This window comes from Roseovarius atlanticus, from assembly GCF_001441615.1.
In the GTDB taxonomy this organism is placed as follows: domain Bacteria; phylum Pseudomonadota; class Alphaproteobacteria; order Rhodobacterales; family Rhodobacteraceae; genus Roseovarius; species Roseovarius atlanticus.
The window spans coordinates 104,479-119,462 of sequence record NZ_LAXJ01000003.1 but is presented as its reverse complement, the minus strand read 5'-3'; the positions used below and the strand labels follow the sequence as shown (position 1 = coordinate 119,462).

Genomic DNA, 14,984 nt, shown 5'->3' with positions numbered 1-14,984 from the left:
CCGACGCGATACCACCCGAATACCGACGCAATACCGACGTGGGAGTCCAGCGTTAACCTTCGATTCGCTCAGACAGCGACTTTCCGGCTTTCCTCGATGTAGATTTCCCGCAACCGCGTCGCCACCGCACCGGGCGTCCCGTCACCCAGGGCCACACCGTCGATCTCCACCACCGGCATCACGAAAGCACTGGCCGAGGTCACGAACGCCTCGTCCGCGTCCTTGGCTTCCTCGACGCTGAAATTCCGTTCCTCCACCTGCATTTGCGCCTCTTCGGCAAAGCGCAGCACGGCGGCGCGGGTGATCCCGTGCAGGATATCGTTCGACAGCGCCCGGGTGATGATCTTGCCGTCCTTGACGATATAGGCGTTGTTCGACGTGCCTTCGGTCACGAACCCGTCCTGCACCATCCAGGCATCGTCGCAACCGGCCTTCTTGGCCATCATCTTGCCCATCGACGGATACAGAAGCTGCGTCGTCTTGATGTCCCGACGGCCCCAGCGCAGGTCCTCTACAGTGATGATCTTGATACCTTTTTTCGCCACCGGATTGTCCGCCAGCCCGGGCTTCGACTGGGTGAACAGAACCACCGTCGGCGGCGTGTCGGGGTCGGGATAGGCGAAATCCCTGTCGCCCGGGGCCCCCCGCGTGATCTGAAGGTAAACCAGCCCGTCTTCGATCTCGTTCACCCGCACCAGCTCGCGGTGGATGTCCAGCAAATCGTCCAGCACCGCCGGGTGCGGCATGTCCAGCTCGTCCAGCGACCGTTTCAGGCGGCGATTGTGCCCTTCGAAATCAATCAGCTTGCCGCCCAGCACGCTGGTCACCTCGTACACCCCGTCCCCCATCAGGAACGCCCGGTCGAAGATCGAGATTTTTGCTTCGTTCTCAGGCAGGTAATCGCCATTCACATACACGGTCCGCATCGTCATCCCCATAGCTTGGCCACCGGCGGATGCACCCCGGCCGCGTCGAAAATCAAAGGTTCATCCCGGTCTTCGGCCAACAGAAGCGGGCCGTCAAGGTCGGTCACCGACGCCCCCTGCGCCACCAACACCGCGGGCGCCATCGCCAAGCTCGATCCGATCATGCAACCCACCATCACGTCATAGCCTTCGGCCAGCGCCGCCTCGCGCAGCGCCAGCGCCTCGGTCAGGCCGCCGGTCTTGTCCAGCTTGATGTTCACCATGTCGTATTTGCCCTTCAGCTTGGGCAGGCTCTCGCGATCATGGCAACTCTCGTCGGCGCACACCGGAACCGGCCGCTCCACGCCCAGCAGCGCATCGTCCTCCGCCGCCGGCAAGGGCTGTTCCACGAGCGCCACGCCCAACCGTAGAAGGTGCGGCGCAAGGTCGGCATAGACCTCGGCATTCCAGCCCTCGTTGGCATCGACGATGATCTTGGCATCCGGCGCGCCGGCGCGCACCGCCTCCAGCCGCGGCATGTCATCGGGCGTGCCCAGCTTGATCTTCAGCAAGGGCCGATGCGCGTTCTTCGCGGCCTGCTCCTGCATCTTGTCGGGCTCGTCCAGCGACAGCGTATAGGCCGTGATCTCGGGCCCCGGCGCGGGCAATCCGGCCAGATCCCAAACCCGCTTCCCGGCCTGTTTCGCCTGCAGATCCCACAGTGCGCAATCCACCGCGTTCCGCGCCGCGCCCGCCGGTAACAGTTCGTAAAGCTTTTCGCGGGACACTTCCTCGGGCAGGCTCTCGATCTGCGCCGTCACGCTGTCCAGCGTCTCGTCATACCGCGCATAGGGCACGCATTCGCCCCACCCGGTGACCTCGTCTTGGGTCACGCGCACGGTCAGCACCTTCGCCTCGGTGCGCGAGCCGCGACTGATGGTGAACACCTGCGCCAGCTTGAACACGTCGCGCGTCACGGAAATCTGCATGAAGGATCGCCCTCTCTTCTTCTGGCCATAAATATCCCCGCCGGAGGCATTCGTCACTCGCCACCGGCCCTCGCAGTTGGATCAGAGCGCTTCCAGCGCGTCCACCAGCTTGGCCGAGCCAAAGCGATACGGGTCCGTCGCGGGCAGCCCCATCTCTTCCTCGACCTTGGCGAGATACGCCTTGGCGTCGTCCTCGCTCATGTGCTGGGTGTTGACCGAAACGCCGACGACGCGGCACGCCGGGTTCGCGATCTGCGCCAGCGGCAGCGCGGTGTCCCGCAGGGTCTGAAGGCTGGGCAGGCTGTAATCCGGCAGACCGCGCATATGGGTCCGCGTCGGCTCGTGGCACAGGATCAGCGCATCTGGCTGGCCCCCATGGATCAGCGCCAGCGTCACCCCGGAGTAGGACACGTGAAAGAGGCTCCCCTGCCCCTCGATCAGGTCCCAGTGATCGTCGTCATTGTCGGGCGTCAGGTACTCGATCGACCCGGCCATGAAATCGGCAATCACCGCATCCAGCGGCACGCCGTCGCCTGTGATCAGGATGCCGGTCTGCCCCGTGGCGCGGAACGTGGCCTTCATGCCGCGCTCCTGCATGTCCCGCTCCATCGCCATGGCGGTGTACATCTTGCCGACCGAGCAATCGGTGCCGACGGCAAGACAGCGCTTGCCACTGCGTTTCTTACCATCCGCGATCGGATAGCGCACCGATGGCACCCGCACATCATGCAGCGTGCGGCCATGCTCGTTGGCCTTTGCCACAAGGTCTTCCTCGTGTTTCAGAAGATTGTGCAGACCCGACGCGATGTCATAGCCCATCGCCAGCGCTTCCAGCAGCACTTCCTTCCACTTGTCGGAAATCACGCCGCCCCGGTTGGCCACACCGATCACCAGGGTCTTGGCTCCGGCCTCGCGCGCCTCGGCCAGCGTCATGTCCGTCAGACCAAGGTCGGCGCCGCAGCCCGGCAGCCGGATCTGCCCCAACGCGTATTCCGGTCGCCAGTCCCGAATGCCGATGGCCACCTTGGCCGCCAGCATGTCAGGCGCATCGCCGAGAAAAAGCAGGTACGGGGTCTCGATCATCTCGCAATCCTTTCCGGAATCAGGTTTGCGCCATGGTGCGCTGACTGGCGGTGCATGTCATACCAAATTGATCGCGGATACCAACGGTGCGGCAAGATTTCCCGTCATCCTGCGAATTTTTCAGCAGATTCTTGCGTTATCTCGCCGGTCTCGACCGCACGCTCTTCCATCTCATCCGACAACGCCTCGGCCTGCAACAGCCCCGGTTGCGGCACGCCCAGAACACCCATGGCCTGCACCGTTCCGGTTTCGTCAGGCGCCTCCGAGGTGACGCGCCGCGCGACAGCGATGCCGGCGACCACCAGGCTCGTCGCGCAGATGAACGCCTGCAAACCCCGCCCGTCCAGCATCGAGACAAGGTTGGGCCCCAGCAACATGCCGCCGAACTGCCCCAGTTGCAGCAGAAAGGCCATAGTGCCACTGGCCGCCACGATCTGGCCGGGGCTGAGGTGGTCATTGGCATGCGCCGCCAGCACCGAATAGACCGGCAACGACACCGCCGCGATGACCGAAAAGCCCAGAACGATCCGCGACGGTGCGGTGTCCAGCGCCATCCACAGCGACGCAGCGGCCGTGATCAGCGCCAGCCCCATGACCACGAAGCGCCTGTCCACATGATCGGCGACCCAGCCCACCGGATATTGCACCACCGCGGCCACGATCATCGCCACCACCAGCGCACCCGAGGCCTGCGCCTCGGAAAAGCCGCTGCGCAAGGCGTAAAGCGGCAGCGCGATGAACCACGACACCACCCCGGCCCCCATGATGACGATCCCAAGCACGGCCATGGGTGACACGCGATAAAGACGCGCCACAGGCATCCGTTCCGGCGCCGAGTAATCGGGCGCCCGGTTGTTCGACAACAGCAGCGGCACGATCCCCACCGACAGCAGGATCGAGGCCAGTCCAAAAAGGACGTTGCCGGACGGGTCCGGCAGGCCCACCATCGCGGTGCCAAGCGCCGGTCCCGCAGTCTGGATGATGAAATAGACCGACAGGATCTGCGCCCGCAGCCGGTTCTCGGCCTTGGCGTTCAGCCAGCTTTCGGTGATCACGTAAAGCCCCGGAAAACAGAAGCCCGCCAGCAGGCGCATCATGCTCCAACTCACCGGGTCGCTGGTCAGCAGATGCGCAATCGCGGCCACCGACACCATCGAGGCAAGGGCCGAGAAAACACGGATATGTCCCACCTTCTCGATCAGCCGTGGAGTCAGCACCGTTCCGGCCAGCGCGCCCAAGGGATAGCAGGCCTGCATCAACGCGATGGAAAGATCGGAAAATCCCAGCCCCGCGCCCCGGATCGTCAGCAGGGTGACCAGCAGCCCGTTGGCCACCATCAGCATCGTCATGCCCAGGAATAGGGCCCAGTTTTCCAGAAGTGCGCGTCTCATGCAGAGCAGGTTAGCAGCCGCGCCAGGACATGAGCGCGCGTTTGCGACGCAGGCTTGTCGCTGTCATCTGCTTGCCATTGTCCGCGCAATTTTATAGCTGGTCTGCGACGTGGTTTCGCAACAATCTGACCAAAGGATCACAATATGAGTTTCCGCCCGCAACCTCCCGCGCCCGCGCGCCCCAACCGTTGCCAACTCTTCGGCCCCGCCTCCAACACCAGCCTGTTCGAGAAGATGGCCAAGTCCAAGGCCGACGTCATCAACCTCGATCTCGAGGATGCCGTGGCCCCGTCTGACAAGGACCAGGCCCGCAAGAATGCCATCGAGGCGATCAACGATATCGACTGGGGCAAAAAGACCCTAAGCGTGCGCATCAACGGTCTGGACACCCAGTACTGGTACAAGGACGTGGTTGACCTCTTGGAACAGACCAATGGCCGGCTGGACATGATCATGATCCCCAAGGCCGGTTCGGGCGATGACATCTATGCCGTCGACGCGCTGGTCAGCTCGATCGAGCTTGCCAAGGGCCACAAAAAGCGCATCGCGTTCGAATGCATTATCGAAACCGCAATGGGCATCTGCCATGTCGAGGATATCGCCAAGGGCAGCCCCCGGATGGAGGCGATGAGCCTCGGCGCCGCAGACTTCGCCGCTTACATGGGGATGCAAACCACCGGCATCGGCGGCACGCAGGAAAACTACTATATGCACCGCAAGGGCGAGAATTACTGGGTCGATCCGTGGCACTGGGCTACCGCCAAGATCGTCGCCTGCTGCCGTACCCACGGCCTGTTGCCGGTGGACGGGCCGTTCGGCGATTTCTCGGATCCCGAAGGTTTCCGCGCGCAGGCGCTGCGCGTTCTGACGCAGGGCATGGTCGGCAAATGGGCAATCCACCCCAGCCAGGTCGAGGCCTGCAACGAGATCTTCACGCCCACCGAGGAAGCCGTCACAGAGGCGCGTGAAATCCTCGAAGCGATGGAAGAGGCCAAGAAAAAAGGCCTTGGCGCCACCACCTACAAGGGCCGCCTGATCGACATCGCCTCAATCAAGCAGGCCGAGGTCATCGTCAAATCGGCGGAAATGATCGAGGACTGATACGCCTCGACGCGTGGCAAGGCGGCCTCCGGCACTCCGGGGGCCGTTTTCTTTTGCAGTGTCACTCTTCTGACGGACCCGTGAACGCCCTTGTGCAAAACCTGCGGGACAATGCGTATCGAGTGCGGCTAGGGTCCACCGAAACGACAGATGCTTCGGGGAAGACGCATGACCAACCCACCGCTGCGTGCCGCAGACGTACTTGCCCAGCGCCTTTATCAGGCGGGCTGCCGCCACGCGTTCGGGATGCCCGGGGGCGAGGTGCTGACGATCGTCGACGCCCTGGAAAAGGCGGGCATCCGGTTCACGCTGGTCAAGCATGAAAATGCCGGCGGGTTCATGGCCGAGGGCGTGCACCACCGCGATGGCGCGCCGGCGATCCTTGTCGCCACCGTCGGGCCGGGTGCGATGAACGGCGTCAATGTCGTCGCCAATGCCGAGCAGGACCGTGTTCCGATGATCGTGCTGACCGGATGTGTCGACGCGGACGAGGCGCTGACCTACACGCACCAAGTGCTGGACCACCGCGCCGTGTTTGCCCCGATCACCAAGGCGACCTTCCAGCTTACCGCCGCCGGGGCCGGCATCGTGGCCGACAAGGCCGTTTCTATCGCGACAGAGCCGCGCTGCGGTCCGGTCCTGATCGACGTGCCGATCAGCGTGGCGGATACGCCCGTGCAAGCCGATATAGCCCGCCCCGTTCGACCGGCCGCCTCGCCCGTCGCCCCCAGTGGCGCCGACGCCGCCCGTGCGCGCAAGGCCCTGGCCGAGGCCGCGCGCCCTATCGCCATCGTCGGTCTGGACGTGTTGCGCGATATGTCCCAGACCGTCCTGCGCGCCTTTCTGGAGCAGTTCTGCATACCCGTCATCACAACCTACAAAGCAAAGGGCGTACTGCCCGAGGGCCATCCGCTTTGTCTTGGGGCGGCGGGCCTGTCACCCTTGGCCGACACGCACCTGTTGCCACTGGTCGCGCAGGCGGATCTTGTCCTTTGCATCGGATACGACCCGATTGAAATGCGCACAGGCTGGCGCAACGCGTTCGATCCGACCCGCCAAACGGTGATCGACATCGCCGCCGTCCCGAATACGCATTACATGCACCAGGCGACATTGAACTTCGTCGGAGATACCGGCGAGACGCTCGAGATGCTGGCCCAGAACACACCGGTGGTCGACACCTGGACGGATGGCGCGCCGGACAGCACGCGCCTGGCTCTGGCCGAGGCCTTTCCAACCTCCGACGACTGGGGCCCCGCCGGTGTGATCGCCGAGACCCGCGCCGTGATGCCCGACCACACACTTGCCACCGCCGACAGCGGGGCGCATCGCATCCTTCTCAGTCAGATGTGGCGCTGTACGGAACCGCGCGGCCTGGTCCAGTCTTCGGGGCTTTGTACCATGGGTTGTGCCGTGCCGTTGGCCATGGGCCTGAAAATCGCCGAGCCGGACCGCCCGGTTGTCAGCTTTTCCGGCGATGCCGGCTTTCTGATGGTCGCGGGCGAGCTTGCCACCGCGGCCGAACTGCGCCTGACGCCGATCTTTCTTGTCTTCGTGGACGCCAGCCTGGCGCTGATCGAACTGAAGCAACGCCAGCGGCAACTGGCCAACCGGGGCGTCGATTTTGCCCGGCACGATTTCGCGGCCGTGGGCCGGGCCTTTGGCGGCGCCGGTCACACGGTGCGCACCCGCGCGGAACTGCGCGCGGCGTTGGAAGAGGCACAGACCTGCGATACCTTCACGGTGATCGCCGCCGAAATCGAACCGGGCGGTTATGACGGTCGCATCTGACCTTAAACGCACCTGATCTTGTAACATTCGCCCAAAAAACCGGCGAATTAGCACCCGCATCGGGGTGATTCCGCCGAGCGGTACGATTTTTAGGCGACTTTTCGCAGCCCCACACCAGTCTCTCTACACGAAGCTTCACCAATACGTTAGCGCGAACGATACCGTTATGTGCCTGACTTATCTGTTTGTTAATCAGGTCTAGCGGGTCAGACCCGCGCCAGTCACGGAAGTATTTATGAATTTCGACATCTTCGACCAGCCCGTCAGCCTGACCCGAAAAGATTCCGTCGAGTTCTGGAATGACACGATGATGGGCTTTCTTGCCCATGCGGCGGTCACCCCCGAACATCTTGGGAACGTCTTGAAGCTCGAGCCCGACTTTGCAATGGGACATGCGATCAAGGGAATGTTCTACTTCCTTCTGGGCCGTCGCGAACTGATGCAGACCGCGCAGGAGGCTTACGCCGCTGCGCGCACGTCGTTGGCCACCGCCGGCGCCACTGCACGGGAGTGCAAGTATGTCGACGCCCTCGAAGCTCTGTTGGATGGACGTCCGAGCCATTCCATCGCGCTTCTGGAGGAGATACTCCACACCAATCCGCAGGATGCTCTCGCAATGAAACTCAGCCATGCACTGCGCTTCGTGCTGGGCGATGCGGGCGGGATGCGGGCTTCGATCGAACGGGTTCTTCCGGCCTATGGCCACGATCATGCCGCGCGCGGTTATGTGCTGGGCTGTCATGCCTTTGCGCTTGAGGAAACCGGCGACTTCGAGAAGGCCGAGATCGCCGGACGTCAGGCGCTGTGGCTGGCGCCCGACGACGCATGGGGCCTGCACGCCGTGGCCCACGTGCACGACATGACGGCGAATGCCGCGAAAGGTCTCGATTGGCTGACCGGGCGCGAGGCCGCCTGGGCGCACTGCAACAACTTCCGGTATCACGTGTGGTGGCACAAGGCCCTGATGCACCTTGATCTGGGCCAGGTGGACGCGGTGCTGACCCTTTATGACACCCAGATCCGCAGCGACCAGACCGACGATTACCGCGACATCTCGAACGCGACTTCCCTGCTGATGCGGCTGGAACTGGAGGGCGTCAACGTAGGCAACCGATGGGAAGAACTGTCAGAGATTTGCGCCAACCGGACCGAGGATGGCTGTCTGATCTTCGCCGACCTGCACTATCTCATGGCACTGACCGGCGACAAAAAGCCCGATGCGACCTCGCGGATACTCAGACGCATCGCACAGGATGCAAAGTCGAACTGCGAAATGGGCAGCCGGATGAGCGATCCCGGTGTGGCCGCGGCACAGGGGCTGGAGGCGTTCGGCGAAGCGCGTTACGACACGGCCTTTGCCAATCTCACCCAGGCCCGCGCCGGAATGCAGCGCGCGGGTGGCAGCCACGCCCAGCGCGATGTGTTCGAACGCATCACGATCGACGCGGGAATTCGCGCAGGGTACTTGGATCAGGCCGAAGCAATCCTAGATGATCGACAGTCCAAGCGTGCGGGGCGCGAAGACGGATATACCGCAGCCCGCCGTGCGCTGATCGCTTCAGGGCGTGGCGGGTACGACGCAACCTCACTGCCGGCCGAATAGATCACAGTCGATTCCCGGATACTGAATAGAAAGAAGACTGCCATGGCGACCATTTCGCCATCATCCGATTACCAAAAGATCGTCAAGTCGCCTGCCGTCAGCGCGACTCCCGTGGCCACGCTGCGCGATCCGCGCCTGGATTTCTTCCGCGGCATCGCGATGTTCATCATTCTTCTGGCGCACACGCCCGGAAACCTGTGGACCAAGTGGATCCCCGCGCGCTGGGGATTTTCCGACGCGACCGAAATGTTCGTCTTTTGCTCCGGCATGGCCTCGGCCATCGCCTTCGGCAAGCTGTTTCAAACCAAGGGTCTCGCCATGGGATCGGCCCGCATCGCCTTTCGCGTCTGGCAGGTCTACTGGGCCCATATCGGCCTCTTTTTCGTTGTCCTGACTTGTATGCTGGCTTTGCCCTATCTGGGCTTTACCCTGCGCGACTATGTCAGCCAACTCAACCTTCCGCCGTTCATCAACAACGTCGAAGGAAACCTTATCGGCCTGATGACGTTGACGTACGTTCCCAACTACTTCGACATCCTGCCCATGTACCTTGTCATCCTTGCGATGATCCCCCTGATGATGGCGCTCTCGCGCGTTCACCCGATGGTCGCCCTGGGGGCAAGCGTCATGATCTGGTGCACCGCCAATGTCGAGATGGTCGAGCTTTTCGGAAGCGCCGACGTCACGCCGCTTCAACTGCCCGCACAGCTTTGGTTCCCCGAAGGTCAGAACACGCGTCCGTGGTTTTTCAACCCGTTCGGCTGGCAGCTCTGTTTCTTTACCGGATTCGCGCTGATGATCGGCTGGCTGCCCCGTCCGCCGGTCAATCGCATCCTGATCGGGGTGGCGATGGCCTATGTGCTCTTTGCCTTCGTCTTTTCGTCCGTGGGTGTGCGCTCTTACGGCTGGCAGCCGGAATGGTGGGACGGCATCCGCAGCTGGCAGCGCGAAACCTATGGTGACATGGGTGTCCTGCGCAGCAAGACGGAATTCGGTCTTTTCCGGTACCTTCACATGCTGGCGCTCGGATACCTGGCCTGGGTCGCTGTCGGCGAAGGCGGCAGCAACCTCAAGATCGGGCAGGCGTGGTCCTGGGTGGTGAACAATATCATAATGAAGGTCGGGCAGCAGTCGCTTGCCGTCTTCGTCTTCTCGATGCTGCTGGCGCGGTTCCTGGGGGTCTGGCTGGATGAAACCTCGACCCTCGATGGCGACGACCTGGTGCGTGACCCCTGGATCAACGCGTTCATAAACATGGTCGGATTCGCGCTGCTCGTCGCCTGCGCCTACACGGCGGCCTGGTTCAAATCCACCCCGTGGAAACCGCGCAAACCCGCGAGGACCACCTCATGAGCCGCGCCGTATCTCTGACGCGTCGCGGGCTTTTGGGCGGCGTGGCCGCGTCCGCCCTTTGGTCCGCGTTGCCACGCGCCGCAGTCGCGACCGACGGTCCGGTTGCGTTCAGCCGCGACGTGATCATTGAGAAAGCCCGCGCCCTGTCGCGCAGCGATTTCGTGCCGCGCGACACGGTGCCCGAGGACTGGCGCGCACTGACATATGACCAGTATCGCGATATCCGCTTTCCGATCGAGAATGCGCTTTGGGCCGATACCAATCGATCCTACAATATAGATTTCTTTGCGCCGGGGCTTTATTTCCCCCGTGCAACCAAGGTGTTCGAGGTCGAGGACGGCACCGCACGGCCCGTTCCGTTCGATCTGGCCATGTTCGACAAGGGCGATCTGGTGCCCGAGTTGACCAAGACAGCCGAAAGCCTTGGGTTCTCCGGCATCCGCCTGCGCACCGATCTGGGCCACCCTAAGTACAAGACTGAGTTCTGCGTCTTCCAGGGGGCAAGTTACTTCCGGGCCATCGGCATCGGCCAGACCTATGGCCTGTCGGGCCGGGGGCTGGCGCTCAAGACCGCCGATCCCGAGGGCGAGGAATTTCCTGAGTTCATAGAGTTCTGGCTCGAAGCGCCGGGACCGGACCAGACCAACATGGTTGTGCACGCCCTTATGGACAGCCCCAGCGTGACTGGCGCCTACCGGTTTGACATCACGCCCGGACAGGCCAGCGTGATGGATGTCGAGGCAACGCTTTTTCCGCGCGTCGAATTGAACAATGTCGGCCTTGGGCCGTTAACGTCCATGTTCCTTTTCGATCAGACCAACCGCAGCCGGTTCGACGATTTCCGCCCCGCCGTTCATGACAATGACGGCCTGCTGGTGTGGAACGGCAATGGAGAGATGATCTGGCGCCCGCTGGCCAACCCCACGCAGCTCCAGGTGTCCAGCTTCGTCGATACCAATCCGCGGGGCTTCGGCCTGATGCAGCGCGCGCGCAAACTGTCGGATTTTGCTGACCTCGAAGCGCTCTATCACAACCGCCCCGGCCTCTGGGTTGAACCCAAGGGCGATTGGGGCCGGGGCGCGGTCACGCTGGTGGAGATTCCGACGCAGGAAGAAATCTACGACAACATCGTCGCCTATTGGCGGCCGGCCGACCCCATGCCCGCCGGGCAGCAGGTGGACCTTTCCTATCGGCTGATCTGGGGGGCAGAGGCACCGGTGCAGAATGACATGCCCCGCGTACTGAACACCGCCATGGGCAAACGGGTCTTCGCCGAGGGCCGCGTCGTCGTGATCGACTTCGAGGACAGCCCTCTGTTCGATGACGGGCCGGAAGAAATCGACGTGCATATTCATTCCCCGCATGTCGAGGTCAGCGATGGCGTACTGCAACGCAACCCCGCCACCGGCGGGCTGCGGCTGGCGTTCAATTTCGATCCCGGCGAACGAGGGCATGTCGAACTGCGCGCGCAACTGCGCAAGGACGGACAGAACGCATCCGAAGTGTGGCTTTACAGGTGGACAGCATGAGTATGAACGACTTTCGCGTGATGCCACCCCTGGCCCCGCTCGATATGCCAGAGCAGGATCTTGACGCTTATTATGCCGACCCCAAGGCGCCGCCGGCCCGACCGGAAGACCGCGTCGCGCTTTGGCGTTGCGTAGTCTTCATCCCCGCGATCCTGGCCACGATAGGCTTTATCTGGATCATGTGGGACTGGTTCGGTGACGATGGCATCACCTGGGTCGAAGGCACGCTGTTGGGCCTGATGTCGTTTAACGTCTTCTGGCTCTGCCTGACGGTCACGACGGTTCTGCTGGGGATCGGCTCTCTGACCCAGGCGCTGAAACGGCCCGGACATTCCCGGCCGCTCAAGGTGGCGCTGTTGATGCCGATCTACAACGAGGTGCCGTGGTACGTGCTCGGCAACGCCCGCTCCATGCTCGAAGAGTTGAGGGCGCGGGGTGGTCCGCACGAATACGCCATGTTCATCCTCAGCGATACGCGGGACGACGCCATCGCCCGGGCCGAACAGGAGTCCATCCGCTCGCTTCAGGCCACACTGTCTCCGGGGTTGCGGATCTATTACCGCAGGCGGGCCGAGAACACCGACCGCAAGGTCGGCAACATCACCGATTGGGTGCAGAACTGGGGCGCCGACTGGCCCGCTATGCTGGTGCTGGATGCCGACAGCCTGATGTCCGGCCGCGCGATTGGCCGCCTGACCGATGCGCTGGCACAGGATCCGGGCGCCGGCCTGATCCAAAGCTGCCCGCAATTGATTGGCGCCAACACCGTCTTTTCCCGGATGCAGCAGTTTGCCAACGGCGTCTATGGCACCGCGCTGGCCGAGGGGCTGGCCCGCTGGACCGGGCAGGAAGGCAATTACTGGGGTCACAACGCAATCATCCGTACCGAGGCTTTTGCCGCCAGCGCCGGTCTTCCGCACCTGCGCTCTTTTACCGGGCGCGACCAGTTGATCATGAGCCACGATTTCGTCGAGGCCGGTCTTTTGCGCCGGGCCGGCTGGGGCGTGCGGGTGCTTCCGCGCATTCGCGGCTCTTATGAGGAAACGCCGCCGACACTGATCGACCACATCCAGCGCGACCGCCGCTGGTGCCAGGGCAACCTGCAACACCTGCGCCTTCTGTCGACGCGCGGCCTGCGGACCGCATCGCGATTTCACATGTTCCACGGCGCGATGAGCTATCTCGCGTCGCCGATCTGGTTCGCGCTTCTGGTGATGTGGGCGCTGATGGGCCAGGGCGGGGACAAGTCGGTGCTGACCTACTTCCGTCCCGACAATCCGTTGATGCCCGCCTGGCCCGAGATGACCGAAGCGCGCCACGTCCTGATTATCGCGCTGATGTATTCACTTCTCTTGCTGCCGAAACTTCTGGGCATTCTGGTTGTGCCGCTGACCCGGTCGCGCTTTGCCGAATACGGAGGCCCATGGCGTTTCGCACTGTCGTTCCTGTCCGAACTCGCGCTGTCCGTGGCCTATGCGCCCATCCTGATGGTGCAACAGATGATCGCCGTGTTCCGAACCGTGTTCGGCCTGCAAAGCGGCTGGAGCCCGCAGCAGCGAGAGGGCGGCCGCTATGGCTTGGGCACGTTGCTGATCTGCCATGCGCTGGAAACGGCAAGCGGTATCCTGCTGGTCGCCGGCATGGCGGCGGGGCTGGTGTCTTTGTGGCTGCTGCCGATCGCGGGCAGCCTTGTCCTGGCGGTTCCGCTGTCGGCCCTCAGCGGCGTGTCGCTGAAGGGTCTTGTGTCCAAGTGGATGGGAACCAAGGAGCTGTGGCGCGAACCCCCGATCACTCAGGCCGCCCGGCATTATCGTGCCGAATTGAAGCTGGCGCTGGAAGGCAAGCCATCCTCGCAGCAGGCGGCGGAGTAGACCTGGCTCAGCCGCCGTAAGCCGTCACCGGTAATCCCGTCCTGATCCAGCCCGGCCCGGCCTTCGAGCCCAACATGCCCTCGGGTACGTTGATGACCCGGCTGTATCCGGCCTCGGTCAGTGCGGTGCTCAGCCGCGCCGATCGGACGCCACGCGCGCAGATTAGAGCGATGGGCAGGTCCTTTTGGTTGCCTGTCAGCGCGTCAAGTTCGGCGATGAACCCGGCATTCCGCATGTCGATCGGATGGGCACCTGTGCCAATGCCGGTGCTGGCCCACTCGTCAGGGCGGCGGATGTCGATCAGGATGACATCGCCCGTCTGTGCAGCCTCGAAGGCGGCGCGGACCGAGAGTGCAGCACCGTCGAATTGCGGTCTCGGCCAGACTGCCCAGCCGACAATGACCGCCGTGGCCACACCGAAGCCGGTCCCCAGAAAGGCGCGGCGGGAGGAGCGCCGCACGGGTTCTTCTGTCATCTCTTTCACCCTGATGGACCCGCGCACAGTGTATCTGGGCCCTGCGCACCTGTCATTGACCGACACCTCACCGCGCAACACGTTCGCGGGCACGGGCAAGCCAGCCAAGCGAGGCCTCGGTCTCCCCCTCGGGCCTGTATTCCGCACCCAGGGGGCGGGTCCAGCCCAGCGCGTCGATCTCGCGGAACACCATGTCATAGTCCAGGTCGCCGTGATCCGGTGCGCCCCGGTCCGGCACTGCGGCGAGCTGGATATGGCCGACGTCAGGCAAGACCGCCCGCAAACGCGCGATCACATCGCCCTCGACCCGCGCCACGTGGTAGCAATCGAACATGAGCTTCAGGTTCGGCGCGCTCACGTCGGCGATCACCCGCTGTGCGTGAGCGGTGTTTTGCAGGAAATAACCGGGCACGTCGAAGGGGTTGATCGGTTCGATCAGGATCGTGCGCTCAGGGGCGGTGTCACAGGCATAGCACAGGTTTTCAAGAAACACCGCCTCGGCCTGGGGACCGTCGGTCTTACCCGCCATGACGTGGATCGCGCTAGCGTCCAGCGCACGTGCATATTCGACGGCGGCATCAATAGCGGCACGGGCCTCGGCCTCTCGCCCCGGCAAAGCGGCAAGCCCGAAGTCCCCAGCCGCGGTGTCTCCTCGCGAGGTGTTCAGGCCCAGCAAGGGCAGACCCGTTTCGTTCAACGCTTCGCGCAGCGCCTCGAGCGCAGCATCGTGCAGCCAATGGCATTCCACAGCGTCAAAACCGGCCCGCGCCGCCGCGCGCACGGCCTGCGGCAAAGACAGCTGTGACCAGAGAAAACCGAGATTGGCCGAAAACCTTGGCATGAAACCTGTTGTAACCCGCTTTTGAACACAGGACGACCCTGCTAGATCGCAA

General features: G+C 63.3%; 12 protein-coding genes. 6 read left to right on the top strand and 6 right to left on the bottom strand.

Annotated features, from left to right (window positions below; genetic code table 11):
* Positions 1–68 precede the first annotated feature (68 nt).
* From XM53_RS04005 to XM53_RS03990, 4 genes are all read right to left on the bottom strand, one after another.
* Complete coding sequence (locus tag XM53_RS04005) at positions 69–932, bottom strand: D-amino-acid transaminase (RefSeq protein ID WP_057790533.1); 864 nt, start codon at positions 930–932, stop codon at positions 69–71.
* Positions 929–1,894: an N-acetyl-D-Glu racemase DgcA gene (dgcA, locus tag XM53_RS04000; protein ID WP_057790531.1), complete on the bottom strand. Its 966-nt coding sequence runs from the start codon at positions 1,892–1,894 to the stop codon at positions 929–931. The genes XM53_RS04005 and dgcA overlap by 4 nt, the downstream gene beginning before the upstream one ends.
* An 81-nt stretch (positions 1,895–1,975) precedes the next feature.
* Complete coding sequence (dgcN, locus tag XM53_RS03995; protein ID WP_057790529.1) at positions 1,976–2,977, bottom strand: N-acetyltransferase DgcN; 1,002 nt, start codon at positions 2,975–2,977, stop codon at positions 1,976–1,978.
* Between the two features lie 104 nt (positions 2,978–3,081).
* Positions 3,082–4,368, bottom strand: coding sequence for an MFS transporter (locus tag XM53_RS03990; RefSeq protein WP_057790527.1), 1,287 nt, complete (start codon positions 4,366–4,368; stop codon positions 3,082–3,084).
* A gap of 144 nt (positions 4,369–4,512) precedes the next feature.
* Between XM53_RS03990 and XM53_RS03985 the strand changes: the two genes are divergently transcribed.
* The 6 genes from XM53_RS03985 to mdoH all read left to right on the top strand — a co-directional run bounded on the left by XM53_RS03985 (position 4,513) and on the right by mdoH (position 13,616).
* Positions 4,513–5,469, top strand: coding sequence for an HpcH/HpaI aldolase/citrate lyase family protein (locus XM53_RS03985; protein WP_057790525.1), 957 nt, complete (start codon positions 4,513–4,515; stop codon positions 5,467–5,469).
* 168 nt (positions 5,470–5,637) lie between these two features.
* Positions 5,638–7,260 (top strand): thiamine pyrophosphate-binding protein, encoded by a 1,623-nt coding sequence (locus XM53_RS03980; protein ID WP_057790523.1) that lies wholly within the window; start codon positions 5,638–5,640, stop codon positions 7,258–7,260.
* A 235-nt stretch (positions 7,261–7,495) separates the two neighbouring features.
* Positions 7,496–8,863 carry a tetratricopeptide repeat protein gene (locus XM53_RS03975; protein ID WP_057790521.1) on the top strand — a complete coding sequence of 456 codons (1,368 nt, stop codon included), beginning with the start codon at positions 7,496–7,498 and terminating at the stop codon, positions 8,861–8,863.
* 42 nt (positions 8,864–8,905) lie between these two features.
* The gene (locus tag XM53_RS03970) at positions 8,906–10,216 is read left to right on the top strand and encodes an OpgC family protein (RefSeq protein WP_057790519.1); all 1,311 of its coding nucleotides are present in this window, start codon (positions 8,906–8,908) and stop codon (positions 10,214–10,216) included.
* A complete protein-coding gene (locus XM53_RS03965; protein ID WP_057790518.1) occupies positions 10,213–11,745 on the top strand; it encodes a glucan biosynthesis protein in 1,533 nt (510 codons plus the stop codon). The genes XM53_RS03970 and XM53_RS03965 overlap by 4 nt, the downstream gene beginning before the upstream one ends.
* A 2-nt stretch (positions 11,746–11,747) precedes the next feature.
* Complete coding sequence (gene mdoH, locus XM53_RS03960) at positions 11,748–13,616, top strand: glucans biosynthesis glucosyltransferase MdoH (RefSeq protein ID WP_057790516.1); 1,869 nt, start codon at positions 11,748–11,750, stop codon at positions 13,614–13,616.
* Between the two features lie 7 nt (positions 13,617–13,623).
* Here the strand turns inward: mdoH and XM53_RS03955 are convergent, their stop codons facing one another.
* Both XM53_RS03955 and XM53_RS03950 read right to left on the bottom strand, forming a co-directional pair.
* Positions 13,624–14,091 carry a rhodanese-like domain-containing protein gene (locus XM53_RS03955; RefSeq protein WP_057790514.1) on the bottom strand — a complete coding sequence of 156 codons (468 nt, stop codon included), beginning with the start codon at positions 14,089–14,091 and terminating at the stop codon, positions 13,624–13,626.
* Between the two features lie 67 nt (positions 14,092–14,158).
* On the bottom strand, positions 14,159–14,932 hold the full coding sequence (locus XM53_RS03950) for a hydroxypyruvate isomerase family protein (RefSeq protein ID WP_057790512.1): 774 nt from the start codon (positions 14,930–14,932) through the stop codon (positions 14,159–14,161).
* Between the last annotated feature and the right edge of the window lie 52 nt (positions 14,933–14,984).

Excerpts from the sequence above, each read along its gene's own strand:
- XM53_RS03980 (WP_057790523.1), top strand. The coding sequence starts at position 5,638 with ATGACCAACCCACCGCTGCGTGCCGCAGACGTACTTGCCCAGCGCCTT.
- XM53_RS03950 (WP_057790512.1), bottom strand. The coding sequence starts at position 14,932 with ATGCCAAGGTTTTCGGCCAATCTCGGTTTTCTCTGGTCACAGCTGTCT.
- XM53_RS03965 (WP_057790518.1), top strand. The coding sequence starts at position 10,213 with ATGAGCCGCGCCGTATCTCTGACGCGTCGCGGGCTTTTGGGCGGCGTG.
- XM53_RS03955 (WP_057790514.1), bottom strand. The coding sequence starts at position 14,091 with ATGACAGAAGAACCCGTGCGGCGCTCCTCCCGCCGCGCCTTTCTGGGG.
- mdoH (WP_057790516.1), top strand. The coding sequence starts at position 11,748 with ATGAACGACTTTCGCGTGATGCCACCCCTGGCCCCGCTCGATATGCCA.
- XM53_RS03975 (WP_057790521.1), top strand. The coding sequence starts at position 7,496 with ATGAATTTCGACATCTTCGACCAGCCCGTCAGCCTGACCCGAAAAGAT.
- dgcA (WP_057790531.1), bottom strand. The coding sequence starts at position 1,894 with ATGCAGATTTCCGTGACGCGCGACGTGTTCAAGCTGGCGCAGGTGTTC.
- XM53_RS03990 (WP_057790527.1), bottom strand. The coding sequence starts at position 4,368 with ATGAGACGCGCACTTCTGGAAAACTGGGCCCTATTCCTGGGCATGACG.
- dgcN (WP_057790529.1), bottom strand. The coding sequence starts at position 2,977 with ATGATCGAGACCCCGTACCTGCTTTTTCTCGGCGATGCGCCTGACATG.
- XM53_RS03985 (WP_057790525.1), top strand. The coding sequence starts at position 4,513 with ATGAGTTTCCGCCCGCAACCTCCCGCGCCCGCGCGCCCCAACCGTTGC.
- XM53_RS03970 (WP_057790519.1), top strand. The coding sequence starts at position 8,906 with ATGGCGACCATTTCGCCATCATCCGATTACCAAAAGATCGTCAAGTCG.
- XM53_RS04005 (WP_057790533.1), bottom strand. The coding sequence starts at position 932 with ATGACGATGCGGACCGTGTATGTGAATGGCGATTACCTGCCTGAGAAC.